The organism is Streptomyces sp. NPDC017520, from assembly GCF_044329855.1.
GTDB lineage: Bacteria > Actinomycetota > Actinomycetes > Streptomycetales > Streptomycetaceae > Streptomyces.
In genome coordinates this window covers 29265-55127 of sequence record NZ_JBIRKB010000026.1, presented here as the reverse complement: position 1 = coordinate 55127, position 25863 = coordinate 29265, and the positions used below count along the sequence as shown (strand labels likewise).

Annotated in this window: 12 protein-coding genes and 1 pseudogene; 10 read left to right on the top strand and 3 right to left on the bottom strand. The window is 67.9% G+C overall.

From position 1 onward, the window contains the following. Window positions 1-178 precede the first annotated feature (178 nt). A complete protein-coding gene (locus tag ACH4KB_RS35905; RefSeq protein WP_398070968.1) occupies window positions 179-4498 on the bottom strand; it encodes an FG-GAP-like repeat-containing protein in 4320 nt (1439 codons plus the stop codon). A 784-nt stretch (window positions 4499-5282) separates the two neighbouring features. Here ACH4KB_RS35905 and ACH4KB_RS35900 point away from each other — a divergent pair. After that, window positions 5283-11579, top strand: a complete 6297-nt coding sequence (locus tag ACH4KB_RS35900) for a polymorphic toxin-type HINT domain-containing protein (RefSeq protein ID WP_398070966.1) — start codon at window positions 5283-5285, stop codon at window positions 11577-11579. Further along, entirely contained in the window at window positions 11551-12093 is a 543-nt protein-coding gene (locus ACH4KB_RS35895; RefSeq protein ID WP_398070964.1) for a DUF4265 domain-containing protein, read from the top strand. The genes ACH4KB_RS35900 and ACH4KB_RS35895 overlap by 29 nt, the downstream gene beginning before the upstream one ends. 78 nt (window positions 12094-12171) lie before the next feature. Here the strand turns inward: ACH4KB_RS35895 and ACH4KB_RS35890 are convergent. Further along, window positions 12172-12643 (bottom strand): annotated as a pseudogene (locus tag ACH4KB_RS35890) (tyrosine-type recombinase/integrase); the annotation flags it as partial. A gap of 138 nt (window positions 12644-12781) precedes the next feature. Here ACH4KB_RS35890 and ACH4KB_RS35885 point away from each other — a divergent pair. The 7 genes from ACH4KB_RS35885 (at window position 12782) to ACH4KB_RS35855 (ending at window position 21485) form a co-directional block, all read left to right on the top strand. After that, on the top strand, window positions 12782-14017 hold the full coding sequence (locus tag ACH4KB_RS35885; protein ID WP_398071041.1) for an amidohydrolase: 1236 nt from the start codon (window positions 12782-12784) through the stop codon (window positions 14015-14017). Between the two features lie 174 nt (window positions 14018-14191). Further along, window positions 14192-15241: a BMP family protein gene (locus ACH4KB_RS35880; protein ID WP_398070962.1), complete on the top strand. Its 1050-nt coding sequence runs from the start codon at window positions 14192-14194 to the stop codon at window positions 15239-15241. Window positions 15242-15705: 464 nt separating this feature from the next. Further along, the gene (locus ACH4KB_RS35875; RefSeq protein WP_398071039.1) at window positions 15706-17289 is read left to right on the top strand and encodes an ABC transporter ATP-binding protein; all 1584 of its coding nucleotides are present in this window, start codon (window positions 15706-15708) and stop codon (window positions 17287-17289) included. Further along, a complete protein-coding gene (locus tag ACH4KB_RS35870) occupies window positions 17286-18404 on the top strand; it encodes an ABC transporter permease (protein ID WP_398070960.1) in 1119 nt (372 codons plus the stop codon). Before ACH4KB_RS35875 ends, ACH4KB_RS35870 begins: the two co-directional genes overlap by 4 nt. Then, window positions 18401-19663, top strand: a complete 1263-nt coding sequence (locus ACH4KB_RS35865) for an ABC transporter permease (RefSeq protein WP_398070958.1) — start codon at window positions 18401-18403, stop codon at window positions 19661-19663. The genes ACH4KB_RS35870 and ACH4KB_RS35865 overlap by 4 nt, the downstream gene beginning before the upstream one ends. Further along, the gene (locus ACH4KB_RS35860) at window positions 19660-20088 is read left to right on the top strand and encodes a cytidine deaminase (protein WP_398070956.1); all 429 of its coding nucleotides are present in this window, start codon (window positions 19660-19662) and stop codon (window positions 20086-20088) included. Before ACH4KB_RS35865 ends, ACH4KB_RS35860 begins: the two co-directional genes overlap by 4 nt. A gap of 119 nt (window positions 20089-20207) precedes the next feature. Further along, a complete protein-coding gene (locus tag ACH4KB_RS35855; RefSeq protein WP_398070954.1) occupies window positions 20208-21485 on the top strand; it encodes a thymidine phosphorylase in 1278 nt (425 codons plus the stop codon). A 261-nt stretch (window positions 21486-21746) separates the two neighbouring features. Here ACH4KB_RS35855 and ACH4KB_RS35850 read toward each other — a convergent pair whose 3' ends face one another. After that, window positions 21747-25037 carry a S8 family peptidase gene (locus ACH4KB_RS35850; protein WP_398071037.1) on the bottom strand — a complete coding sequence of 1097 codons (3291 nt, stop codon included), beginning with the start codon at window positions 25035-25037 and terminating at the stop codon, window positions 21747-21749. Window positions 25038-25299: 262 nt separating this feature from the next. Between ACH4KB_RS35850 and ACH4KB_RS35845 the strand changes: the two genes are divergently transcribed. After that, window positions 25300-25674, top strand: a complete 375-nt coding sequence (locus ACH4KB_RS35845; RefSeq protein ID WP_398070952.1) for an STAS domain-containing protein — start codon at window positions 25300-25302, stop codon at window positions 25672-25674. The last annotated feature ends 189 nt before the right edge of the window (window positions 25675-25863 follow it).

Here is a 25863-nt window from a genome sequence, read left to right as displayed (position 1 = left end):
CGCGTCGGTACGTGTGCGACGGGTGGAGCACAAGAGAACTGTGTGATGCCTGTCGCCAATCGCTCATCGTACGAGTGCGAAGAACACAGAATACAGATGTGACCACTGTGCGATGGGACACACAGTGGTCACATCTCCGTCTTGCGACCCTACGCGGCGATCGACCGCGTCCGGTCAATCAGCTGCCGTAGCGCTCCACCACATGAGCCCGGGCGAAGCTGAACCCTGAGGTCACACCCCAGCTGCTCACCGGCGTGGCGAAGGTGCGGTTGGATCGGGCCGACCATGTCCAGGCCTTGATGCTGCCGTCGTCATAGCCGTACAGGGCCCCGAAGTCGTCCAGACCGTCGCCGTTGTAGTCACCGATGGCGATCGACATGTGGTCCCGCCACATGTTCCCCGCAGGGGTCGTCCAGGCTTCCGAGGTGGAGCTGAACGTCCCTGTAGGGCTGCTGGGGAACACGTAGATGCTGTCGTGACCGTCGGCGTAGTCGTACCAACCGGCGATGTCGTCGCGGCCGTCCCCGTCGAAGTCGCCGGCGTGGACCGTCGTGCGGTCCCAACTGCCCCAGGACGTACTGGTCCAGGAACCCAACGGATATTTGAACCCGCCGGTCGGAGCGGTCAGAAAGGTGAAGATCTTGTTGCTTCCGTCGGAGTACCCGTGGAAGACCGCCAGATCGTCCCGTCCGTCACCGTTGAAGTCGCCGGTCACGTGCTTGTCGCGGGACGCCGTCCAATTGCCCGCAGGTCCTGTCCACGAGGTGAACGGCGAGTTGAAGCCACCCCGGACGTTCGCTGTGAAGGTCCACAGGGCATCGCGTCCGTCGGCGTAGTCGTACCAGACAGCTACGTCGTCCCGTCCGTCACCGTTGAAGTCACCGCTGTTGAGCCTCATCCGCTTGAAGCTCCAGTTCCCGGCCGGCACCTTCCATGATGCGAAGGGCGAGGCGAACTTCCCCTGCGAGTTGCCGAGCCAGGTCCACAGGGACACGCGTCCGTCCTGGTATCCGTAGACAGCGGCCACGTCACCGATGCCGTCCCCGTTGTAGTCGCCGGTGGTGCGCTTCATGAGGTCGGCGTTCCATGAGTCCGGCGGCACGTTCCACCCGGCGAACGGGTTCTTGAACGTACCGTCCGAGTTCGCCAGGAAGCTGTGAATGGAGTCCGACTTGTCGGCATGGTCGTACCAGTCGGCCAGGTCGCTGCGCCCGTCACCGTTGTAGTCGTGCCGGATCGCGGTGCCGCTGCTCCACTGCGACTGCCCCTTGGCGTTGTGGATGACGAGGTTTCCGCGGTCCTGAAGTACGGCGTACCCCTCAGCACCGCTCGTCTTCGAGTCCCACAGGACGGTGGTGCCGTCCGCCTTGTAGATCACCAGGTTGCCCTGGGTCTGCATGACCGCCTTCGCCCCCACGTTCCCTGCCGTCTTCGTCGACCACAGCCGCTTGCCTGCGTTGGAGGTGATCTCCAGATCACCGTCGTCCTTCATGGTCAGCTTGGCCGACCGGGAGGTATAGGACTGACCGCCGATGAGAGTCGTCCCGGCCGGGATGCGCGTTCCGCCTATGGCCCCGTCGATGGCGAAGGAACTACCGAAGAGCGTGGTTCCGGTAGTCCTGCCGGGCCAGCCGACCATGGTGTTGTCGGCCTTGCGCGCCCAGAGGTCGGGCAAGCCGTCGCCGGTGAGGTCACCGATCGATCCGACCGCCGGGTAGAGGCTCGCCGTCACTCCGGTGCCGATCTTCACCCGGTCCGCGCTGCTGCCCCAAGTGGTCGGGTCGAGAAGACCGTTGGATGCCTTCTTTCCGTAGCTCCTCAGGATGTCACCCGAGGCCTTGTGGCGAAGCCAGAGATCGGCGATGCCGTCGTTGTTCAGGTCACCGGGTGCGAGGACGGTGAACTGGTCCCAGTCATTGCCTCCGACCAGGACCGGCGTGCTGAGGCGCTTGGTGAAGTCGCCGAAATAGGCCCACAAGAGCTTGCCCTGCCGGACGAGCAGGTCCGGCTTGCCATCGGCATTAATGTCACCGGGGGTGACGATCTGGTCGGCATCGCTCCAGTGGTCGTTCCCGGTCCAACCCGGTTCGCCCACACAGCCGTAGTCCTCGTCGATCACGGGGCACTTGACGGTCAGACGCTGCTTGCCCTCCTGGTGGTCGGTCGTCGCGATGCCGAGGCCGTTGTTGGGGTAGGTCCACAGATGCTTCCGTTTGGCGACGGAGTCGTACTCCAGGGTCACCAGGTCCGTATAGCCGTCCTGCCCCCAGTCGGTGCGGTAGGAGATGTCGGCGTCCCCGAAGGCCTGCCCCCCGTTGGTGGCTGAGGAGAAGCTTCCGTCCTGCTGTCCCGCGTAGGTCAGCAGCGTGCCGTTGGAGTCAATGCTCCAGATGTCCTTGTTCCCGTCCCCGTTGAGGTCGCCGGGGGCATCGCGCTCGGCGGAGCGTGTGGCGTAGTACAAGTAGCTCGTCGCGTCGGATCGGTTGCCGGCTCTGTCGACGCTGTAGGCGTGGACGAAGTGCGGTCCGTAACTGGGCGGGCGCACCGTTGCCGGTACTCCTGGCTTGGTCTCGTTGAGCTCCGGCGCGTGGTCGGTCCACCAGACGTAGTGGTCGACATCGGTCACCCCGTTCGGCGCGAAGGTGAACTTGCCCTCCTCGCGGGCCTTTCCGGTCGGACTCGGCCATCCGTTCTCACCCGACGGGAACTTGTCGTTCTGAGAGGTGATGACGGGTGGATTGCTGGGGCGCGAGCGGTCGACGGAGAAGGCGCATTTGGAGGTCCAGGCAGACGTGGCGCCGTCCAGGTCCTTGGCTCGAACCCTCCAGGTGTAGTCACCCGTCGGGAGCTTTGCATCGGTGACGGGGAGCGTGACGACACGCTTCTTGAGCGCGGAGAGCGCTTGATCGACGACCGGAGTCGTACTGCCCTTCGGGAAGACCTGGAACTGTGCCTCGAGGTTTCCCGCATCCGGGTCGTCTACGGTGGCGTGCAAACTCACTCGCGTGTTGCCGATGAGCCCGCCTGCGGCGCACGACGTCCGAGGGTTGGTTCCCAGTCCGTACGGCGTCTTCGGCGGGTTGTTGTACTTGGTCTCCAGGACTGCGGTCTTCGCGTCGAACTTCTTCCAGCCGAACGTGTCGCTCTCGTTGCCGGCGTAAAGCCCCAGAGTGACGCTTGACCACTTCTTGGTGGCCGCCTCACGCGCCTTCGCGGTGACATCGAATTCGAGGTTGCCGGCCCCGCAGTCCTTGCTCCAGCCCTTCGAGTCGTTGACGGTCTTCAGCGGCGAGCCACCGACCTTGCTGGGCTGCCTCTCCCACGTGGTCTTCTTCGAGATCGATGTCGTCTGCCAGAGCTCGACGGGACGCGCCTGGCAGGACCAGGACCACACGTTCTTGATCCGGAAGGTGGAAGACTTCACCTGCGCGCCCTTGATGCTGTCCGTGTCGAGCTGGAAGAACGAGCGGGAGAGACCGTTGGTCTCGTTCTCGTATCCGACTCGGGCAACCTCGTTGGCGTTCCAGAAGGAGGACCTCGGGAACTTCTTGTAGACGCGGGTCCAGTTCTCCTTCTTCCCCCAGGCCCAGGAGGGGTCGATGTAGACGGGGTAGGTGGTTTCCGGTCCGGTCAGCAGACTCTGGTCGGGCGTGATCTGGATGCTGTCGCCGTCCACCGTGGTCGGCATCTGGGCATCTACTGCTCCAGGAGGTGGCTCGAAAGCATCTCCTGGGACCGTGCTCTCAGCCGCGGCTGCAAACGTAGATCTGGCCGCAGGAGCCGATGTGGTCGTCCGGGAGTCCCACATGAGCGGAGTCGGGCTGGTGAAGACCGTCTGGCCCGCAGGATCGACCGCGGCGAGACTGCCGGTATCGGCGTCGGCCGACACGGACAGCCCCACGGTCTTCACCCTGTAGGAGAGGGTGGCCAGGGCCGGATTCTTCGCTGCCTGTGCGGTCTTGACGACCAGGAGTTGAGAGAAGCCCTCGACCTCCGCCTTGAGCTGGAGGTCCACGCCGGGAAGTACCTCCGGGTAGGTGGCCACGTTTCCGTTGAGAACGGGTTTGGGCAGTGCGGTGGGCCACGACAGGGCAAGCGTGCGCCCGTCCTTGACACCGGACAGCAACGGACCCGTTCCACCGCCGGAGAACGACACGTCCACCGTGGAGGCCTTGGGCACCACGCTGCCGTCCGCCGCGAACGCCAGAGCGGGGTCGGTCGGAATCCAGGTTCCACTGCGGAACAGGCGGACCGGGGACCCGTACCGCTTGACGGAGAACGATCCGTCCGGGTGTACCCAGGTGTCCGAGATCTCCGTGCGGGCCGACTCCAGCTCGGCCGGAAGGCCGGTCGAAACCGCTGCGGCCAGGGCCTGGTCCTCCTCACTCACTGAGCCGTCGTCGGCCTGCGCCCCCGGAGCAGCGGACGCCCGGCCCATGTCGGCGGGCCCGGCCGCGGCGACGGTCGGAACGAGCGCCCCTGCCGTTCCGATGGCCATCGCCAGAAGCATCGAAACAGACCGGCTTAGTGGTCTGTTTTTTCTTCGATCACGAGTGATCGTGCGATTCATTTCACTCCCCCCAAGAAGTTCACATTTTCCGCGCCGACGATAGGTCGCCGACTCGGTATCGGAAACACGGGGGTCACGTATGCCCGTTATCTGAGGCCGAAATTCGAAACTTCACTCAGCAGTCGGGGCCATTTGTGGTCGATATGCGATTTAAGGCCCCTTGGGTGCCGCAAGTTCCTTATGGGGCGCTCTAGTGGAGTTGCATGTGCGGCAGAAAGTGACAAAAGTGCTGAAATTGTCATCGAGTCGATAACGACCTGAATTCGTAGTGACTTTCCTGTGGAGATCCTGTTAGCTTCCGACGGTTGATCACAGGGTCTGCAAGGGGTGGGGAATGAGTAGGTTCGGCAAGTCTTGGTTGGGTGTGCCATTGGCTGCTGCACTTTTGGTGAGTGCTCTTCCGGGTGTTGCTTTCGCGGCGGACCCGGACCTCCTCGCTCAGCAACCCTCGGCTGGTGTCCAGCAACCCGAACCGGTTCCGGTCGAACCGGTGAAGTTCGGCGGCACGAAGCGCAAGGACGATGCCAAAAGCCATCCGTGGCGGTCCCCCGAGGTCACCTGGCCGGCTGCCGCCAGCTTCGAGGTAACGCTCGGCGGCTCCGCGGCACGGCCGAAAGCCGCCCGGGAGCTGCCTGTCGAAATCTCGGACGCCAGTGCGCGGAGGACCGCGTCGGCAGAGGCGGATGGTGGTACCGGGCCCGCCACCGCACGTGTGACCGTCGCCGACCGGAAGGCAGCGGACGAAGCCGGCGTCGACGGCCTGCTGCTGTCAGTGCAACGAACGGACAGCGCCACCGCCGACCGGCCGGTGCGGGTCGCAGTCGACTACTCCGCATTCCGCGGCGCGTACGGCGGAGACTGGGCGGCCAGGCTTCGAATGGTCGAGATGCCCGCGTGCGCCCTGACCACCCCGCACAAGGCCGCATGCAGAACCAGCAAGGCGCTCAAGAGCACCAACGACACCGAGAAGCAGACAGTGTCGGCCTCCGCCGTCGCAGCCTCGGGCTCGCGGACCGTCCTGGCCGCGACAGCTGCCGAATCGGGGTCGTCCGGCTCCTTCAAGGCGACGCCCCTCCAGCCGTCGGGGTCGTGGAGCGCCGGCGGGTCGACCGGAGCCTTCAACTGGTCACAGCCCATCGGGATCCCCGCTGTCCCCGGTGGGCTCCAGCCCACCGTGTCGCTCAACTACTCGTCGCAGAGTGTTGACGGCCGCACGGCCGCGTCTAACAACCAGCCCAGCTGGATCGGCGACGGCTGGTCCTGGGAGCCGGGCTATGTCGAGCGACGGTACAAGCCCTGCAACGATGACAAGGATGGCGGCACCAACTCCACCAAAGTCGGGGACCAGTGCTGGTTCAACGACAACGCGACGCTCTCTCTTGGCGGCCGGACCACCGAACTGGTGCACGATGCGAAGGCGGGCTGGCGTACGGCGCAGGACTCGGGGGAGAAGATCGAGAAGCTCACCGGAGCGACGAACGGCGACAAGGGAACAGCCGGAGTCGACGGCGTCGGAGAGCACTGGAAGATCACCACGACGGACGGTACCCAGTACTTCTTCGGCCTGAACCGGCTTCCTGGCTGGAACGACAACGGAACCGCAGCCGACGATTCGGTCACTCAGTCCACTCTCACCGTCCCGGTCTTCGGCAACCAGTCCGGTGAGCCCTGCTACAACGCCTCGTTCGCCTCCGCCTGGTGCCAGCAGGCATGGCGCTGGCAGCTCGACTACGTGGTCGACGTGCACGGCAACGCCATGGCCTACTACTGGAAGAACGAGAAGAACAACTACGGCCGCAACGTTTCCACTACGACGAGCAAGGCGACCGTCACCCCGTACGTCCGGGGCGGCTACCTCGACCACATCGACTACGGACTGCGCGACGGTGCGGCGTACACGACCAAGGCCATGGGTCGTGTCGACTTCGGTGTCGAGGAGCGCTGCCTGACGGCTTGTGGAACTTTCGACGCCTCGCACGCCAAGAACTGGCCTGATGTCCCGTACGACCTGTCCTGCAAGGACGGCGCGACCGAGTGCAAGGATCAGTACTCCCCAAGTTTCTGGTCGCGCAAGCGGCTCTCCACGATCACAACGAAGGTGCTGACCGGCGGCGTCCACAGAGAGGTGGACACCTGGAAGCTGACTCAGGGGTTCCCCGCCTCGGGTGACGGGATATCGACGCCGATGTGGCTGGAGTCGATTCAGCGCATGGGCCGGACCGCCGGCAGCACTTCCTTGCCGCCCGTCACCTTCTCCGGCGTGCAGATGGCAAACAGGGTCGACAAGACCGGCGACGGGCTCGCCCCATTCATCCGCCTCCGCATGTCACAGATCACCAATGAGACCGGCGGCACCATCGGCGCCTACTACTCCGCGCCCGACTGCACCGCTGCTTCCCTTCCCGCCGCCGACGAGTCCAACAAGACCCGTTGTTACCCGGTGAAATGGGCTTTCGAGGGGGAGACCGCGAAGCAGGACTGGTTCAACTCGTATGTGGTCACCAAGGTCCTGGAAGGGGACTACGTCGTCAGCACCCCGGACACCACGACGGAGTACACCTACTTGGACGGCGCGGCCTGGGCCAAGAGCACGGACGAGTTCACGAAGAAGGACGACCGGACCTACTCGGTGGCCCGCGGCTACGGCAGGGTGCAGACCCGCGTCGGAGGCGTCGAGGAGGGACCGACGCTCACCGAGGCGCGCTACTTCCGCGGCATCGACGGTGCGGCGGTGAAGGACTCGGCGGGCGTCGCGGTCACGGACCGCGAGCAGTTTGCCGGTGTGATGCGCGAAAGCGCGACCTACAACGGCGACGACACTTCAAAGCTCGTCTCCGCGGTCTCCTACACTCCGTGGCGCTCGGCGGTCACGGCCAGCCGGCCCCGGGCAGGCCTTCCCGACCTGGAGGCGTACCTGACCGGCACGCTGAAGGAGGAGGAGCGGACCAAGACGGCGACCGGTGTCCGCGGCAGTTCCCTGACCCGTACGTTCGACGACTTCGGTCAGACGGTCTCGGAGTCCGACACGGGGGACTCGGCGAAGACCGGCGACGAGAAGTGCACGACCACCACCTACGCTGCCAACGCGTCGACTCGGTTGGTCGACAAGGTCGCGCAGAAGAAGACGGTGGCAGCGCTCTGCGGCCAGGCGGCGGGCACCGCAGACCTGATCAGCGACGAGCGCATGTACCACGACGGGGCAACCACGCTGCTGGCCGCGCCGACCAAGGGCGACGTGACAAAGGTCGAGAAGATCAACGGCCTCGGCAACGGGTACGACACCGTCGCATCGACCCCTGCGAGCGAGTTCGACATCTACGGGCGCGCGCTGTCGGCCATCGACGCGTACGGCAAGCAGACCCGCACCGCCTACACGCCTGCCAAGGGCGAGGTTCCGACGAAGACGTTGGTCACCAATGCGCTCGGCCACCAGGTCACGACGGACGTGGATCCGCTGCGCGGAGTGCCCGCGAAGGTGACCGACGCCAACGGGCGGGTCACCTCCACGGCGTACGACGCGCTCGGACGTGTCACGAAGGTATGGCTGCCCACCCGCTCGGCGACTGCGTTCCCGGACTCACCCAGTCAGTCGTTCACCTACCAGATCCGTCGGGACGGCCCGACGGTGATCACGACGAACACGTTGAATCACGTGGACACCTACCAGTCCTCGTACGAGTTCTACGACGGCCTGATGAGGGAGATGCAGACCCAGGCGCCGTCGCCGGACGACAAGGGACGACTGGTCACCGAGAGCCGTTACAACAGCAGGGGCGAGGTCTGGCACAGCTCCGGTGTCTTCTACGCCGAAGGCGCTGCCGAGCCCGTTCCCGTGACCGGCCAGGAGCTGAAGTACCCCGCCGCCACGGAGACCCTCTTCGACGGCGCGGGCCGCCCGACGGCGACGGTCTCCAAAAAGTTCGGCGACGAGACCAAGCGCACCGTCACGAGCTACACCGGGGATACGACCACCGTCGTCCCGCCCAAGGGCGGCACCGCGACCACGACGGTCACCGACGCCCTGGGCCGAGTCACCGAACTGAAGCAGTACACCGACGCGGCCAGGACCACGTCCCAGTCGACGACCTACACGTACAACAAACTCGGGCAACTGGCCCAGGTCACCGACCCGTCGGGCGCGGTCTGGAAGTACGGCTACGACGTCGCCGGCCGGCAGACCCGCGTGGAGGACCCGGACAAGGGTGCCTCCGACACGATCTACGACAAGGGCGGACGCCCTCTTGCAGTTACGGACGCGCGCAACATCACGCTGACCACCCAGTACGACGATCTTGGCCGACCGACAGCACTGCTCCAAGGCACGACCAAGCGAGCCGACTGGGAGTACGACAAGGCGACCAAGGGGCTGGGCCAGCTCTCCAGCACCTCCCGGTACGAGGGAACGAACCGCTACACCAGCACGGTGGTCGGCTACAACGGGCTCTACAAGCCCACCATCAGCCGCGTGACCATCCCGGCGTCCGAGGGCGCTCTGGCCGGAACGTACGAGTGGACGGACATCTACAACCCCGCCACCGGACAGTTGATGGAGACGTCCCAGCCGGCCATGGGTGACCTGCCCGCCGAGGACGTCATCAACGCCTACGGCTTCGGCTCCGGACTCCCGGTCTCGGTGTCGGCGGGCAGCGACACGCTCCTGTCCTCAGTGACGTACGACCACTACGGGCGCCCCGGAATCAAGGAACTCGGCGCATTCGCCCGGCATGTCTGGCTGGGCAGCGAGTACGACGAGCACACGGGTGCCGTGACCCGCGCGTTCTCCCGACGGGAGGTCGCCCCCGAGCGCATCGACGACGTGCGTTACACCTACGACCCGGCCGGCAACATCAGCCGCATCGGCACGACCACCGGCCCGGACGCCGCCCCGGTCGTCGATACGCAGTGTTTCGCCCTGGACGCGCTGCGCCGTGTCACCGAGGCCTGGACGGCAACCGACGACTGCAAGGCGACCGCACCTGCCCCGGCGGTGATTGGCGGGCCCGACCCCTACTGGACGTCATACACGTACGACGCGGTCGGCAACCGCAAGACCGAGACCCAGCACACTGCTGCGGCCGGCCCTGCCACGGACACCGTCCGCACGTACGCCACACCCAAGGCCGGGACGCACAACCTGCCCGGCGTCACCCAGACGGGTACCGACCCGCACACGGAGACGTACACCTACGACGAGACCGGTAACACGAAAACCCGCAAGATCGGCAACGCCGACCTGCAGGACCTGAAGTGGGACCCGGAAGGCCACCTGGCGTCCGTGACCAAGGTCACCGACACGACCAGCTACCTCTACGACACGGCCGGCAACCGCATGATCCGCCGGGACTCCACCGGCACCACGCTGTACCTGCCTTCCGGCAACGAACTGCGCCTGGACAAGGGCGGCAAAGTCAGCGGTACGCGCTACTACGCGGCCGCGGGCGAGACGGTCGCCATGCGCACGGGCGCCGGACTCACCTACGTGATCAGCGACCACCTGGACACGGCCACCACCCAGGTCTCGGCCGACGCCAAACAGGCCGTCACCCGCCGCAAGACGACGATCTTCGGCGCCCCGCGCGGTACGCAGCCCTCCAGCTGGCTCGGCGACAAGGGATTCGTCGGCGGCACGAAGGACGCCGACACGGGTCTGACCCACCTGGGCGCACGCGAGTACGACCCGGCCACGGGCCGCTTCATCAGCGTGGACCCGATCCTGGACCTGGCCGACCCGCAGCAGACCCACGGTTACTCGTACGCGAACAACAACCCGGTGGCGTTCAGCGACCCCACGGGCCTCCGCCCGGACGGCCCGGTGGGCGGGTCGGACATCAACGACAGCCGCAACCCGAAGGACGGCAGCTACAGCGTCGCCCGCGCGGGCAGCGGCTGGTTCCGGGACACCTACGGCGGGTGGAGCTACCGGCACAAGGTGTACCTCCCGGCTCCCATGTCATCGAAGGTCGGGGGGCTGACCCTCGTCAAGTACAACTGGTCCTCCCGCGTCAAGGCCAAGGGGAGCCCGCCCAGGCGGTACACGATCAAGCACCCGAAGGTGGCGCCGAGCAACTTCTACACGAAGTACGTCGCCCCGGTCGCGGTCTCGGTCCTGCTCCCCGATGTGCAGGCGTGGGCGGACTGCGGGGGCGGCGACCTGAGTCAGTGCGCCTGGTCGGCGACTGACATCCCTCTGCTAAAGCCTCTGAAGGCGGCCAAGGGGATCAAGAAGGGCATCGATGCCGCCTCGGACGTGAAGACCAAGTGCCACAGCTTCCTTCCTGGGACGCGGGTTCTGCTTGCCGACGGCACGAGCAAGAAGATCGAGGACGTTGAGAAGGGCGATGTCGTCCTGGCCACCGACCCTGACACGGGGGAGACGCGCGCCAAGGAAGTCATCGAGACCATCCTGACCAGGGATGACAAGGACTTCACCGAACTCACCGTCATGACGGCGAAGGGTGAGGCCAGCATCGTTGCGACGGACACTCATCCGTTCTGGTCGGTGAACGAGAAGAAGTGGATCGACGCCGGCGGCGTGCGTGTGGGTACCGAGCTGGTGACGTCGGATGGGCGTTCCGTTGAGGTCACGTCGACGCGGCACTACAAGAAGCAGCAGCAGACGCACGACCTGACGGTCAACGATATCCACACGTACTATGTGCTGGCGGGCGAGACGCCGCTCCTTGTTCATAACTGCGACAGAGCTGGTTTGGATTTCACTGATGCTGAGAGGCAGAAAGTCTACGATGCTAACGCCGCGAAGAATGGCGGCGAGTACAAGTGTGACTACTGTGGGCAGACGGTGGAACGGCGTGCATCGCGAGATGCCAATGGAAACGCCATCAAGGGGAGGTCCGACGATGCCCAGATCGATCACGTAGAGCCGAGGGCCAGTGGTGGGCACGGCGGCGAGCATAATGGTGCCGTGGCCTGCCGTCGATGCAACAGAGATAAATCCACAAAGACTATGGAAGAGTGGGACGATGAGTACAGAGAGTTCCTCGAACCCTAGCGGTGGTGAGTCGGCGTCGGAGGGTAAGCCTGAGAGGCTGTACAAGGTTGCCTTCGACCTCCCTGAAGAGATAGCCCACTGGGCTCGTGCGTCTGCGGAGCGGCTCTGGACTGGGAAGACTTCCGTGAAGATGGAGGTTCAGGTTCGGAACACCCCCTTCTACGTGAAGGGTGTTGCCTTCGGGGATATCGTGCGTGTCAGGGCTGATCACGAGCGCAGGGAGTTCGTGTTCGAGGAGTTCGTTTCTGGGGCCGGTCATTCGGCGGTCCGCGTCATCATCAAAGGCGACGGCGCGGAAGGAGAAGTTGACGCCACGCTGCGTGCCTTTGATTGTCCCTGGGAGATTGATGCAACCGGATCTTTGTGGGCAATCGACGTGCCGCCGCAAGTTGATTATGCATCCATGAGAACCGCTCTCCTTCGTATTGCCAGTGAAGGGAAAATTGGCATCGAAGAGAGTGCCCTTGCGCGGGCTCACCGCGACGGACTCGGATTGCCAGAGTCGGATCATTAATATGGTCCCCCAGAAGCCCCACCGGATTACATTCCGGTGGGGCTTCTGGGGGTCTTGACGGCAACGGTGACGGCAACGTCAGCGGACGACGGCTGTGGCGGGTGGGCCGTCGGGGGCGTCGCCAGTGGGGCTGAGGGCGTCGCCGAGGGTGTCGATGGCCTGGCGTTGGAGGTGGAGTCGGACGTGGGCGTAGACGCCGGCCGGTGACGCCGATGTGGGCGTGGTCGAGGAGTTCCTTGATGACGACGAGGTCGACGTCATGCTCCAGGAGCAGGGTGGCGGTCGAGTGGCGGAGGTCGGGCAAGCGGATGCGGCGGGTGAGGTTGGCCGGGGCGGGAGGCCCGGTTGGCGTGGTGAAGACGAGGCCGCTGTCTTGCCGGGCTGATCCTGTCGCTTCGCGTTCCTCGTCCTGCCGTTCCCGGTGCTCCTTGAGGGAGTGGAGGCATTCGGTGGGGAGGGCGATGCGGCGTTCGGATGCGCGGGTCTTGGTGGACAGGAGGGTGAGGCCGCCGGTTCCGGTGCGCTGTAGTGAGCGGCGGATGGTGGCGGTGGAAGGTGAACGGGTATACCCGAAACCACTCCGCGTCACACGTCCCCACGCGGACTTTGTTCGCCTGCACGGCTGAAGTTTTGTTGATCTGTGGCCAGTTGAGGGGGCAAGGGGCCTACGCTTCCTAGGGTGAACCAGTTGAAGTCCCGCGCCTCCCGCCCCCACGACCCGGCCGGCCAGTCCGGGGGAGGTGCGCTGCCCGGCAGACTCTCCGACGAGCTGCGTGCCGAGCTGATCGCCTTCCGCCGGGATCTGCACATGCATCCCGAGCTGGGCAACCAGGAGTTCCGCACCACCGCGGCCATCAAGGACCGGCTGGAGAAGGCCGGGCTGGAGCCGAAGGTCCTCGCCGTAGGGACCGGGCTCATGTGCGACGTGGGGGAGTGGGACGGGGTGACGCCCATGCTGGCGTTGCGGGCGGACATCGACGCGCTGCCGATCCCGGACACCAAGGCGGGCGTGCCCTACCGCTCCACCGTGCCCGACCGGGCGCACGCCTGCGGGCACGACGTGCACACCACCACCGTGCTCGGAGCGGGGCTCGTGCTCGCCGGCCTCCACCGGGAGGGGCTGCTGCCCCACGCCGTGCGGCTGATCTTCCAGCCCGCCGAGGAGGTCCTGCCCGGGGGCGCGGTCGACGCGATCGAGTCCGGGGTGCTGGAGGGCGTCGGGCGGATCATCGGTGTGCACTGCGACCCGAAGGTGGACGTCGGGCGGATCGGGCTGCGGATCGGGGCCATCACCTCGGCCTGCGACCGGCTGGAGGTCGCGCTCGACGGGCCCGGCGGGCACACCGCCCGGCCGCACCTGACCACCGACCTGGTCACCGCCGCCGCCCGGATCGCCGTCGACGTGCCCGCGCTGCTCGCCCGCCGGGTCGACGCCCGCTCCGGGCTCGCGCTGACCTGGGGGCGGCTGGAGACCGGGCACGCCCCCAACGTCATCCCGCAACACGCCGAGCTCTCCGGCACCGTCCGCTGCCTGGACCTGGACGCCTGGCGCTCGGCCCCCGACCTGGTGCACGCCGCCATCGACGAGGTGGCCGGAATGCACCGGGCCAAGACCGTGATCAACTACGTGCGCGGTGTGCCGCCCGTGGTGAACGACGCCGAGTCCATCGGCCTGCTGGACGCCGCGATGACCGAGCGCCGCGGATCGTACGCGATCGAGGACACCGAGCAGAGCCTGGGCGGCGAGGACTTCTCCTGGTACCTGGAGCGGGTGCCCGGCGCGATGGCCCGCCTCGGCGTCCGGACCCCGGGCGACACGCGCGGTCTCGATCTGCACCGCGGCAACTTCGACGTGGACGAGGAAGCCATCACCGTGGGGGTCGAGCTGTTCACCGCCGCGGCGCTGTTCGACGGGAACCGTTAGCGGAGCGTTGACGCGGTCTTCGTGGGCCGTTCGTGGACCTGCGGGCGGCCTTCTGTTCACGACGATCCGATAACGGCTTCCGTACGTGCTCTTATCTGACATCTACGCGCGTTACGATCGCCGCGAAACCAGCGCCGGAAGAGGCGCTTCGGTCAGGTTTGAAGGAGCCTTCCCTTGCGCCGGATCACCAGGATCACCACCGTGGGCATCGCGTCCGCGGCGCTTGCTCTCAGTGTCACCGCCTGTGGCGGAAAATCGTCGTCGGACGCAGGTTCCGACTCGGGCGGCGAAAAGGCCGCCATCGCGTACGACATCGGCGGCCGTGGCGACCAGTCGTTCAACGACGCCGCCTACGCCGGACTCGACAAGGCGGACAAGGAACTCGACGTCAAGGGCAGCGAGGCCGAGCCCTCCGACGGTGAGGGCGACGCGGACAAGGTCCAGCGCCTCACCGAGCTGGCCCGCTCCGGCAACAACCCGGTGATCGGCGTCGGCTTCGCCTACGCGCCCGCCATCAAGAAGGTCGCGCCGAAGTTCCCGAAGACCACCTTCGGCATCATCGACGACGCCTCGGTGACCGGCGACAACATCGCCAACATCGTCTTCAACGAGGAGCAGGGCTCCTACCTCGCCGGCGTCGCCGCCGCCAAGGTCACCAAGACGAAGACGATCGGCTTCATCGGCGGTGTCGAGACCCCGCTGATCAAGAAGTTCGAGGCGGGCTTCATCCAGGGCGCCAAGGACACCGACCCCGCGGTCAAGGTCCTCGCGCAGTACCTGACGCAGCCGCCGAACTTCGACGGCTTCTCCAAGCCCGACCTCGGCAAGGCCGCGGCCCAGGGCCAGCTCGACAAGAAGGCCGACGTGATCTACTCGGCCGCCGGTCTGGCCGGCTCCGGTGCCATCGAGGCCGCCTCCAAGGCCGGCAAGTGGAACATCGGCGTCGACTCCGACCAGTACCAGCAGAAGGGCCTCGCGGCCTACAAGGAGTCCATCCTGACCTCGGTCACCAAGGACGTCGAGGACTCGGTGTTCAACCTGATCAAGTCGGTCCAGGACGGCAAGCCGACCACCGGTGAGATCCGCTACGGCCTGGACAAGGACGGCGTCGGCCTGTCGATGTCCAACCCGGCGTTCGCCAAGATGACCGACGTCATCGCAGCCGTCGACAAGGCCAAGCAGGAGATCATCGACGGCAAGATCACCGTCAAGACCGCTCCGTAACGAGCAGCCCGGAGCTCCCTGCCGTACAGCTGGTTTCCCCAGGCCCTGTCCGTCCCCGCACCGCGCCCGCGGCCGGTGGACGGACAGGGCCGCGGGCCCGTCCCCGCCGGACGGACAGGCTTCCCGCCGCGGAAGGCGAAGATCCGCGGCAGCACCCGAGCTTCCGCGGCAGCACCCGAGCTTCCGCGGCAGCACCCGAACACCCGCGGAACGCGAACATCCGCGGCACCACCCGAGCTTCCACAGCTCCACCCGAACATCCGCGGCAGCACCCGAGCTTCCGCAACACCACCCGAAGAAGATCCGCCTCTCGCAGTGCTCTCCCACCCGGTCCGGACCGCGCGTCCGGACCGTGACGTGCACCTGTGTTTCACGATTCGGCAGCGCTACGCGTGTAGACAGCCCTCCGGCGCGATAACTTCACCCCCGCCCCCCAGAGCCCCCTTGCCCCTCCGCCCCCGCTCCTGTCCGGCCAAGGAGAGTGCGTCATCAACGCGTCCAGCAGTCCCCCTGCCGTAGAACTGCACGGCATCACCAAGCGCTTCCCCGGTGTCGTCGCCAACCACGACATCGACATCACGATCGGCAAGGGCACGGTCCATGCCCTCGTCGGTGAGAACGGCGCCGGCAAGTCCACCCTGATGAAGATCCTCTACGGCATGCAGAAGCCGGACGAGGGCACCATCGCGATCAACGGCGAGCAGGTCTCGTTCTCCAACCCGGGCGACGCCATCGAGCGGGGCATCGGCATGGTGCACCAGCACTTCATGCTCGCCGACAACTTCACCGTCCTGGAGAACGTCGTCCTGGGCGGCGAGAAGCTGTACGGCATCGGCTCCGGCGCCCGGAAGAAGATCAAGGAGATCTCCGACGCGTACGGTCTGGGCATCCGGCCCGACGCGCTCGTGGAGGACCTCGGGGTCGCCGACCGGCAGCGCGTGGAGATCCTCAAGGTCCTCTACCGGGGCGCCCGCATCCTGATCCTGGACGAGCCGACCGCGGTCCTCGTACCGCAGGAGGTCGACGCGCTCTTCGCCAACCTGCGCGAGCTCAAGGCCGAGGGCCTGACCGTCATCTTCATCTCGCACAAGCTCGGCGAGGTGCTCTCCGTCGCCGACGACATCACCGTGATCCGCCGCGGCACGACCGTGGGCACCGCCGACCCGGCGTCCACCACGACCAAGCAGCTCGCCGAGCTGATGGTCGGCAGCGAGCTGCCCTCGCCGGAGACCCGCGAGTCCACCGTCACCGAGGTGCCGATGCTGCGCGTGCGGGACCTGGCGCTCACGGTCACCGACCCCGACGGCACCGTCCGCGACGTGCTCGCCGGCATCGACCTCACCATCCACCAGGGCGAGGTGCTCGGCATCGCCGGGGTCGAGGGCAACGGGCAGACCGAGCTGATCGAGGCCCTGATCGGCATGCGCGACCCGGACGGCGGGGTGATCACCCTCGACCAGGACGACATCAGCCACGTCCCCACCCGCAAGCGGCGCGAGGCCGGCATCGGGTACATCCCGGAGGACCGCCACCGCCACGGCGTCCTGCTGAACGCCCCGCTGTGGGAGAACCGCATCCTCGGCCACGTCACCGAGAAGCCCAACAGCCGCGGCTGGCTGCTGGACAACAAGGCGGCCCGCGCCGACACCGAGCGGATCGTGCGCGAGTACGACGTGCGCACCCCCGGCATCGAGGTCACCGCGGCCTCCCTCTCCGGCGGAAACCAGCAGAAGCTGATCGTCGGCCGCGAGATGAGCCACGCGCCCAAGCTCCTGATCGCCGCCCACCCCACCCGTGGCGTGGACGTCGGCGCGCAGGCGCAGATCTGGGACCAGATCCGCGAGGCCCGCCGCGAAGGGCTGGCCGTCCTGCTGATCTCGGCCGACCTGGACGAGCTGATCGGGCTCTCCGACACCCTGCGCGTCATGTACCGCGGCCGACTGGTCGCCGACGCCGACCCGGCCACCATCACCCCGGAGGAACTGGGCTCGGCCATGACCGGCGCCGCCACCGGGCACCTCGAAAGCCCGGAGGACGAGGCCCGATGAAGAAATTCGACAAGGACCGGCTGATCCTGGGCTTCGCCGGCCCGGTGCTCGCCCTGGTCGTCGCCCTCGCGCTGACGACCGTGGTGCTGCTCGCCTCCGGCCGTAACCCCTTCGAGCCGTACCGGATCATGTTCGAGTCGGCCAGCTACGTCGACGTACAGGTCCTGATCGTCAACCAGGCCGGTACGTACTACCTCGCCGCACTCGCCGTGGCCGTCGGCTTCCGGATGAACCTCTTCAACATCGGCGTCGACGGGCAGTACCGCCTCGCCGCCATGATGGCCGCGCTGGTCGGCGCGAGCGTCAGCCTGCCGGGACCGCTGCACATCGCGCTGATCGTGATCGTCGCGATGCTGGTCGGCGCGTTCTGGGCCGGTATCGCGGGCTTCCTCAGGACCACCCGCGGGGTGAGCGAGGTCGTCTCGACGATCATGCTCAACTCCATCGCCACCGCCCTGGTCGCCTGGCTGATCCTGCCGAAGAACTTCGGCGAGCAGCCGGCCGGCTCCAACAACCTGACCACCGGTGAGATCGCGGAGTCCGGCTGGTTCCCGGGGCTGCCGATGGGCGACATGGCCGGGGAGATCTACGGGTTCACGTTCGTCGCCGCGGGCTGCGGCCTCCTGTACTGGTTCGTGCTGAACCGCACCCGGTTCGGCTTCGACCTGCGCGCCACCGGCGCCAGCGAGAGCGCCGCCCAGGCCTCCGGCGTGGACGCCAAGAAGATGATCCTCACCTCGATGCTGATCTCCGGTGCGGTCGCGGGCCTGGCCGGTATGCCGACCCTGCTCGGTGACACCCACACCTACAGCCTCGACTTCCCCACCGGTATCGGCTTCACCGGCATCACCATCGCGCTCCTGGGCCGCAACAACCCGCTCGGCATCGCCTTCAGCGCCCTGCTGATCGCCTTCCTGGACAAGTCGTCGGCCTCGCTCGACCAGTTCGGGTACGAGAAGGAGATCGCCACGATCATGCAGGGCTTGATCGTGATCTCGGTCGTCGTCTCCTACGAGCTGGTCCGCCGGTACGGGATCCGCCGCCAGCAGCAGAAGGTCGGCGAGGAGCTCGCCGCCGGCCATGCCATCAAGACCGAGAAGGAGGCGGCCCTGTGAGCACGAGCAAAGCCACCGCCGCACGCGTCGCCCCGACCAAGGGCGGGCGCCGCAAGCTCACCCTGCCCATCGTCCTCCTCATCATCGCGGGCGCGCTCGCCCTGATCTCGCTGGTGCGCCTCATCAGCGGCGCCAACGACATCACCTCGGTCGGCCAGGTCCGCGGCGCCCTGTCACTCGCCGTCCCGATCGGCCTCGCCGGACTCGGCGGCCTGTGGGCCGAGCGCGCGGGCGTCGTCAACATCGGCCTCGAAGGCATGATGGTCCTGGGCACCTGGTTCGGCGCCTGGGCCGGGTTCCAGTGGGGCCCGTGGGTGGGCGTCCTCTTCGGCATCCTCGGCGGCTGCCTCGGCGGCCTGCTGCACGCGGTCATCACGGTCACCTTCGGCGTGAACCACATCGTCTCCGGTGTGGCCATCAACATCCTCGCCGTCGGCGTCACCCGCTACCTCTCCAACTTCGCCTTCGACGGCATCGAGGGCGGCTCCTCCAAGCAGTCCCCGCGCATCGATCCGATCGACAGGATCACCGTTCCAGGGCTTTCGGACTGGATGCAGGACCTGCAACAACAACACTGGTTCCTGATCTCCGACATCGCCGGCATCATCGGAGGGCTCGTCACCGGGCTCTCCCTGCTCACCGTCGTCGCCCTGCTGCTGATCCCCGCCACCTGGTGGATCCTTTGGCGCACGCCGTTCGGGCTGCGGCTGCGCTCCTGCGGCGAGTCCCCGACGGCCGCCGAGACCCTCGGCGTCAACGTGTACAAGTACAAGTACATCGCCGTCACGATCTCCGGCGGTCTGGCGGGCCTCGGCGGCGCGTTCCTCGCGATCGTCGCCACCGGCATCTACCAGGAGGGCCAGACCGGCGGCCGCGGCTACATCGGCCTCGCCGCGATGATCTTCGGCAACTGGATGCCGGGCGGCATGGCGCTCGGCGCCGGGCTCTTCGGCTTCACCGACAGCCTCAAGCTGCGCGGTGGCGCGGAGAACGTCCACGCGATGCTGCTCCTGCTGGCGATCCTGCTGGTCATCGCGGTGTTCTGGCAGCTGTACCGGAAGAAGTACGTCGCCGCGGTGATCTCGGCGGCGGTCTCGGCGCTGCTGTTCACCTGGTACTTCCTGACCGACCAGGTGCCGAGCCAGTTCGTCGACGCCGCCCCGTACGTCACGACGCTGCTGGTCCTCTCGCTCTCCGCGCAACGGCTGCGGATGCCCAAGGCGGACGGCGTGCCGTACCGCAAGGGCGAGGGCAAGTGACGACGCCCGCCGCCGGAGGACCGCCGGCCGCGGCCTTCGGCGAGGCCGACTGGGACGCCCTGCGCGAGGCCGCCCGGGACGCCATGTCCCGCGCGTACGTCCCCTACTCGCGCTATCCGGTCGGTGTCGCCGCCCGGGTGGACGACGGTCGCACGATCACCGGCTGCAACGTGGAGAACGCCAGCTACGGCCTCTCGCTCTGCGCCGAGTGCGGTCTGGTCTCCGCGCTCCATGCCACGGGCGGCGGCCGGCTGACCCACTTCACCTGCGTGGACGGCACCGGGTCCATCCTCGTGCCGTGCGGCAGGTGCCGGCAGCTGCTGTACGAGTTCGGCGGTCCGGAGCTCCTCCTGGAGACGCCCGACGGGCGGCGCACGCTGGACGAGATGCTGCCCCAGGCGTTCGGCCCGCAGCACCTCGGCTGAACCCCGTATTCCTCGGCGGTGGCCCTTCCGTTTTCCCGGAAGGGCCACCGCCCTCCCTCTCTCTATGCGCGTAGAGTCAGTGAGGACTCTTGCGTACGCACCCGGCCGGAAGGATTCCCATGGACGCCATCTCCGTCATCCGCACCAAGCGGGACCGAGGCGAGCTGACCCCCGAGCAGATCGACTGGGTCATCGACGCCTACACCCGCGGCGAGGTCGCCGACGAGCAGATGTCCGCCCTCGCCATGGCGATCCTGCTCAACGGGATGAACCGCACCGAGATCGCCCGCTGGACCGCCGCGATGATCGCCTCCGGCGAGCGGATGACCTTCGACGGGCTGTCCCGCCCCACCACCGACAAGCACTCCACCGGCGGCGTCGGCGACAAGATCACCCTGCCGCTCGCCCCGCTGGTCGCCGCCTGCGGCGCGGCCGTGCCGCAGCTCAGCGGCCGGGGCCTCGGCCACACCGGCGGCACGCTGGACAAGCTGGAGTCCATCCCCGGCTGGCGGGCCCACCTCTCCAACGAGGAGATGCGGCACGTCCTCGACACCACCGGCGCGGTCATCTGCGCCGCCGGTGACGGACTCGCCCCCGCCGACAAGAAGCTGTACGCGCTGCGCGACGTCACCGGCACCGTCGAGGCGATCCCGCTGATCGCCAGCTCGATCATGTCCAAGAAGATCGCCGAGGGCACCGGGGCACTCGTCCTGGACGTCAAGGTCGGCTCCGGCGCCTTCATGAAGACCATCGAGGACGCCCGCGAACTGGCCTCCACCATGGTCGCGCTCGGCACCGACAGCGGGGTGCGCACGGTCGCGCTGCTCACCGACATGTCCACCCCGCTCGGCCTCACCGCGGGCAACGCGCTGGAGGTCCGCGAGTCCGTCGAGGTGCTGGCCGGCGGCGGCCCCAGGGACGTCGTCGACCTGACCCTCGCCCTCGCCCGCGAGATGCTCGACGCCGCCGGGCTCAAGGACGCCGACCCGGAGAAGGCCCTCGCCGACGGCTCCGCCATGGACGTCTGGCGCCGGATGATCTCCGCCCAGGGCGGCGACCCGGACGCCACGCTCCCGACCGCCCGCGAGCAGCACGTGGTGACCGCACGCTCTTCCGGCGTGCTGACCCGCCTGGACGCCTACGACGTCGGCGTCGCCGCCTGGCGCCTCGGCGCGGGCCGCGCCCGCAAGGAGGACCCGGTGCAGGCGGGCGCGGGCGTCGAGCTGCACGCCAAGCCCGGCGACACCGTCACCGAGGGCCAGCCCCTCATGACGCTGCACACGGACACCCCGGAGAAGTTCGACTACGCGCTGAAGGCGCTGCCCGAGGCGTACGACATCGCCCCGGCCGGCACGTCGTTCGCACCGCTGCCGGTGGTACGGGAACGTATCGCCTGACCTGCGGTTTCCCCATACGGGTGAACGGGATCGGTGGACTGCCACCGGTCCCGTTCGGCATGCTGGACTCGGAGGCGAGGCCCCAGGTGACGTACCGATAGAGGAGGCCGCCATGAGCGCACTCACCGTCGAACCCCGTTCGAGCTGATCATCGACACCGGCGTCTTCCCCATCAGCTGACACGCGGACGGCCCGCCGCACGGAGAGGATCCGTGCGGCGGGCCGCCGTCATGCGTGCGGTGAACTACCCGCGCTCGCCCGTCACTTGCCCAGGTACGCGCTGTAGATCTTCACCGACGAGGCGTTGCCCTTCTTGTCGGTGACCTTGGCGGAGAAGGAGATCGCCTTGCCCTTGGCCGGGTTCTTGACGGTGATCAAGCCCTTCTTGACGGTGACCTTCTTCCAGGTCTTGCCGCCGTTGTAACTGACGTACGTCTTCAGCGACTTCAGGTTCTTGCCCGCAGCCGCTCCGTGCACCTTCACCGGCACCGAGACGGTCCTGCCCGCCTTGACCCGGCCGTCGGCGCCCACGGCCGGGGTGAACCGGACGGTGGAGACGGGCAGCATCGTGAACGCGGTCTTCTTCGAGCGGAACGTCCAGGCCGCGTCCACCCGGGTGGAGAGCGGGCTGACCTTCGCGCTGTGCCGGACCGTGGTCGTCAGCCGGTAGTCGGCCGCGCCCGCCGGGACCCGGAAGGACTCGCCGCCGCCCACCGGGTCGCCGTTCTGGCCGAGCTTCTTGCCGTTGCGGTACAGGACGGTCTTGGCCGACGTGAACAGCATCCCGCCCGCGTTGCCCCGGCCGTCGGCCAGCAGCGGGAGGGAGCCCGTGATGTCGTTGCCCTCACGGACGACGCCGTAGTCCTTGTCCACCAGCGGGCCGAACACCGCGGTGTTCACGGACTTCGCGTACGTCTTGCCCGCCTTGTACGCCGCCTCCTTGCCGACCCGGTAGTTGGCCTCGTACGTCGGCCAGCCGTCCGCGTCGGGCGGGCCCTGCTGGTCGAAGTCGAAGCTCCAGGCCACCTTGTCCCCGGTGGAGACGTACAGCGTGCGGGTGCCGGGCAGCTTCTGGTCGATCGAGGTCGCCCAGGTGCCGCCCTGCGTGGGCAGGAAGGGGAAGGCGGTGATCGAACCCTTCTTCTTCGGCGCGGCCGAACCCATGACGATCTTCACCTTGGCCAGCTGCTTGGTGGTGAACTTCCGGTCGAAGCCGGTCGCGAGCTGCTTGACCGTGCCGCCGACCGCGATGTCGTACTCGGTCGACGCGCCCTTGCTCCACGTGCCCGTCCAGTGCTGGGCGAGCGAACCGTCGGTGATCTTCGGTCCGGCGTGGAGCGTACGGATGCCGGCCGGCGACTCCATCAGCCAGCCGAAGGAGACCGCGTTGTTCGCCTCCTCCACCACGTAGTCCGGGGAGAACAGCTGCGCCTTCGCCTTCGCGTCCGGCACCGTGACCTTCACCGGCTTCGCCTTGCGGGCGTCGAACGTCAGCGAGGTGTTCTTGGTGACCGCGATCTTGGGCTGGGCGATCCAGTCGGCGCCCTTGGTGACGTCGTCCGGGTCGTTGTAGACCGTGGAGTTGACCACGTACGTGCCCTTGGGCACCCGGATCTTCGCCGTGCCGTCGACGACCCGCGGGCTGAGGAACGGGTTGCCGGACTCCGCGCCGAAGCGGAAGAGCGTGCTGTCCGCGTAGACGGCCGGACGGCCGTCACGCCCGATGTGCTTGACCGTGACGTCGTAGCTCTCCACCTCACGCTCGACCGCGGCGGCCGTGCGCACGGTCTGGCCGCCGCCGGTGGCCACCAGGTACGCGGAGTACGTGCCGTCGCTGGTGCCGCCGAGCCGGGTGTCGGCGGTCAGCGTCACCTCCGCCGTGCCGCCCGCAGGGACGGTGACCCGGTCCGCGCCGAGCGTGAAGAAGCCGGCCGGAGCGGGCCTGCCCGCCGGGCCGGTGCCCGTCACCTTCAGATCGAGGGTGACGTCGCTCGTGCCCAGGTTGCGGTACGTGACCTTCTCGGTGGCCGGCTTGTCGTCGGTGTGCGGCCACTGCTGCACCCCGAAGCTCACCGAGACCGGGTCGGCGACGACGGTCTGGGCGATCGCCCGGTCCACCGCGATCCGGCCGGAACCCTGCTGGAACGGGTTGTACGCGCCGGGCTTCGTGGACGCGGTCAGCGCGCCCTTCAGCTCGGTGTACGCCCAGTCGGGGTGCTGCTGCTTGAGCAGGGCGGCCGCGCCCGCCACATGCGGAGTGGCCATCGACGTACCCGAGATCGTCGCGTAGCCGGCGGGGTTCTCGCCCACCTCCTTCGCGATCAGTGATCCGGACGGGATGGCCGCCGTCGTGTCCACGCCGGGGGCCGTCACGTCGGGCTTGACCGCCCCGTCCCCGACCCGCGGGCCCCGGCTGGAGAAGTCCGCCAGCTTGTCCTGGTCGTCGACCGCGCCCACGGTCAGCGCGGCGTCCGCGCTGCCCGGCGAGCCCACCGTGCCGGCGCCGTCGCCCTCGTTGCCCGCGGCGATGGCGAACAGGACGCCCTTCTCGGCCGACAGCTTGTCGACCGCGGCCTCCAGCGGATCCACCTCCGGGGTGTCCGTCCCGCCGAGACTCAGGTTGACGATGTCGGCGCCCTGGGCGACCGCCCACTCCATTCCGGCCAGGATGCCGGAGTCCTCGCCGTACCCGTCGTCGTCGAGCACCTTGCCCGCGAGCAGCTTGGCGTCCGGGGCCACGCCCTTGAACTTCCCGCCCGACCTGGCGCCGGTGCCCGCCGCGATCGAGGCGACGTGAGTGCCGTGGCCGACCCGGTCCTTGGTGTCCTTGGCGGCGCTGAAGTTCTTCTCCGCGAGGATCTGGCCCTTGAGGTCGGGGTGGGTGGCGTCCGTCCCGGTGTCCAGGACCGCGATCTTGACGCCCTTGCCGGTGAACCCGGCCTTCCACGCCGCCGGGGCGCCGATCTGCGGGACGCTCTTGTCCAGGCTCGCCCGGCGCACCCCGTCCAGCCAGACCCGGTCGATGCCGGCCGCGGTGGTGACCCGTTCACCGCCCGCGCGCCGGTCGGTGAGCGCCTGCCAGATGGCCGGCGCGTCGGCGGTCGGTGTGGTCACCGACTCGGCGTTCAGCGATTTCAGGCTCCGGCCCACCTCGGTGGAGCCCGCGTCGCGGACCTCCGCCTTCGCGGCGGCGGCCTGCTTGCCCCGGTAGCCGACGATCAGCTTCAGACCGTCGCGCTGGGCCCGGAGGTTCTCCGGGCGGCTCAGCTCGGTGACGTCGAACAGCCTTCGGTCGAGCTTGCCGGAGACGATCAGCCGATGGGCGTCGGCCGGGACGACGAGTGTGTGCCCCTTGCTGCTCATCCGCTGTACCGGGATGTTCTCCCGGCCCTTCGCGGGCCGGAAGGCGACCGGCTTGCCCTGGGCGTCGACGGTGACCCGGTCACCCGTGACGAGGGTCAGCCGACGCAGCTCCCCCTCCTGGGAACGGTCCTGGGCCCGGGCGTCGGACGACGCCATCGGATCCGGCTGGGCGACGGCGGACGAGGTCATGCCCGCCGCCAGCGCCACGGCCACGGCAGTGGCGACCGCCGGTATGCACGCGGTTCTCACGTGTCTGCGCAACTCTCCCCCTGGAGAACTCGATGGTTTCTCGGTCCCGCCGGTCCGCAGCGACGCAGGAACGACGGCTGCGGCCCGTCGGTTCACCGAACTAGAGGTAAGGCTGGGGGAGTTGGTTCACGCGCCGGGTGCCAAGAGCTCACAGTTGTCGCAAAACGGCCCCCTCCGTGGCGAGGTCGCACGGAGGGGGCCGATGAATTTCGCCCGCTGGTCCAGTCTGCCCGGTGTGGATACCGAGAATCCGATCGTCCTGACCGTGACCGGCCAGGTCAGCCGCGCCGTCGTACCCGGCCTCTGCGCCGAGCTGGAGCGCGCTCTCGCCGACCCACGCGGGGCTGCCCCCGCCCCGGGAGCGGCGGTGGACTGCGATGTGGGCGGGGTGATCCGGCCTGATCTGACCCTGGTCGAGGCGGTGGCCCGCCTCGCGCTCGTCGCCCGCCGGTCCGGACGCACGCTGCGGCTGTGCCGCGTGCCCCCCGAACTCCGCTCGCTGCTGGACCTGGTGGGGCTGGGCGACGTGGTGACTCTGGAGGAGGGACCGGAAGGGCGGGTGCCCGACCCGCGCTGACGTCGGGCGCGCACGGGCGCCGGACCCGTACCGTCACCGGACCTGTTCCGTCGGTGGGCGCGCGCCTGTACCGGGCGCGCGCCCACGTGCGTACGGCTGTCAGCAGAGGCCCGCCGCGCCGGGTGTGCCGGCCCGGTGCCCCGGGTCGCCCCGGGTCGCCCCGGGTCGCTGCGGGGTGCCGGGCCCCGG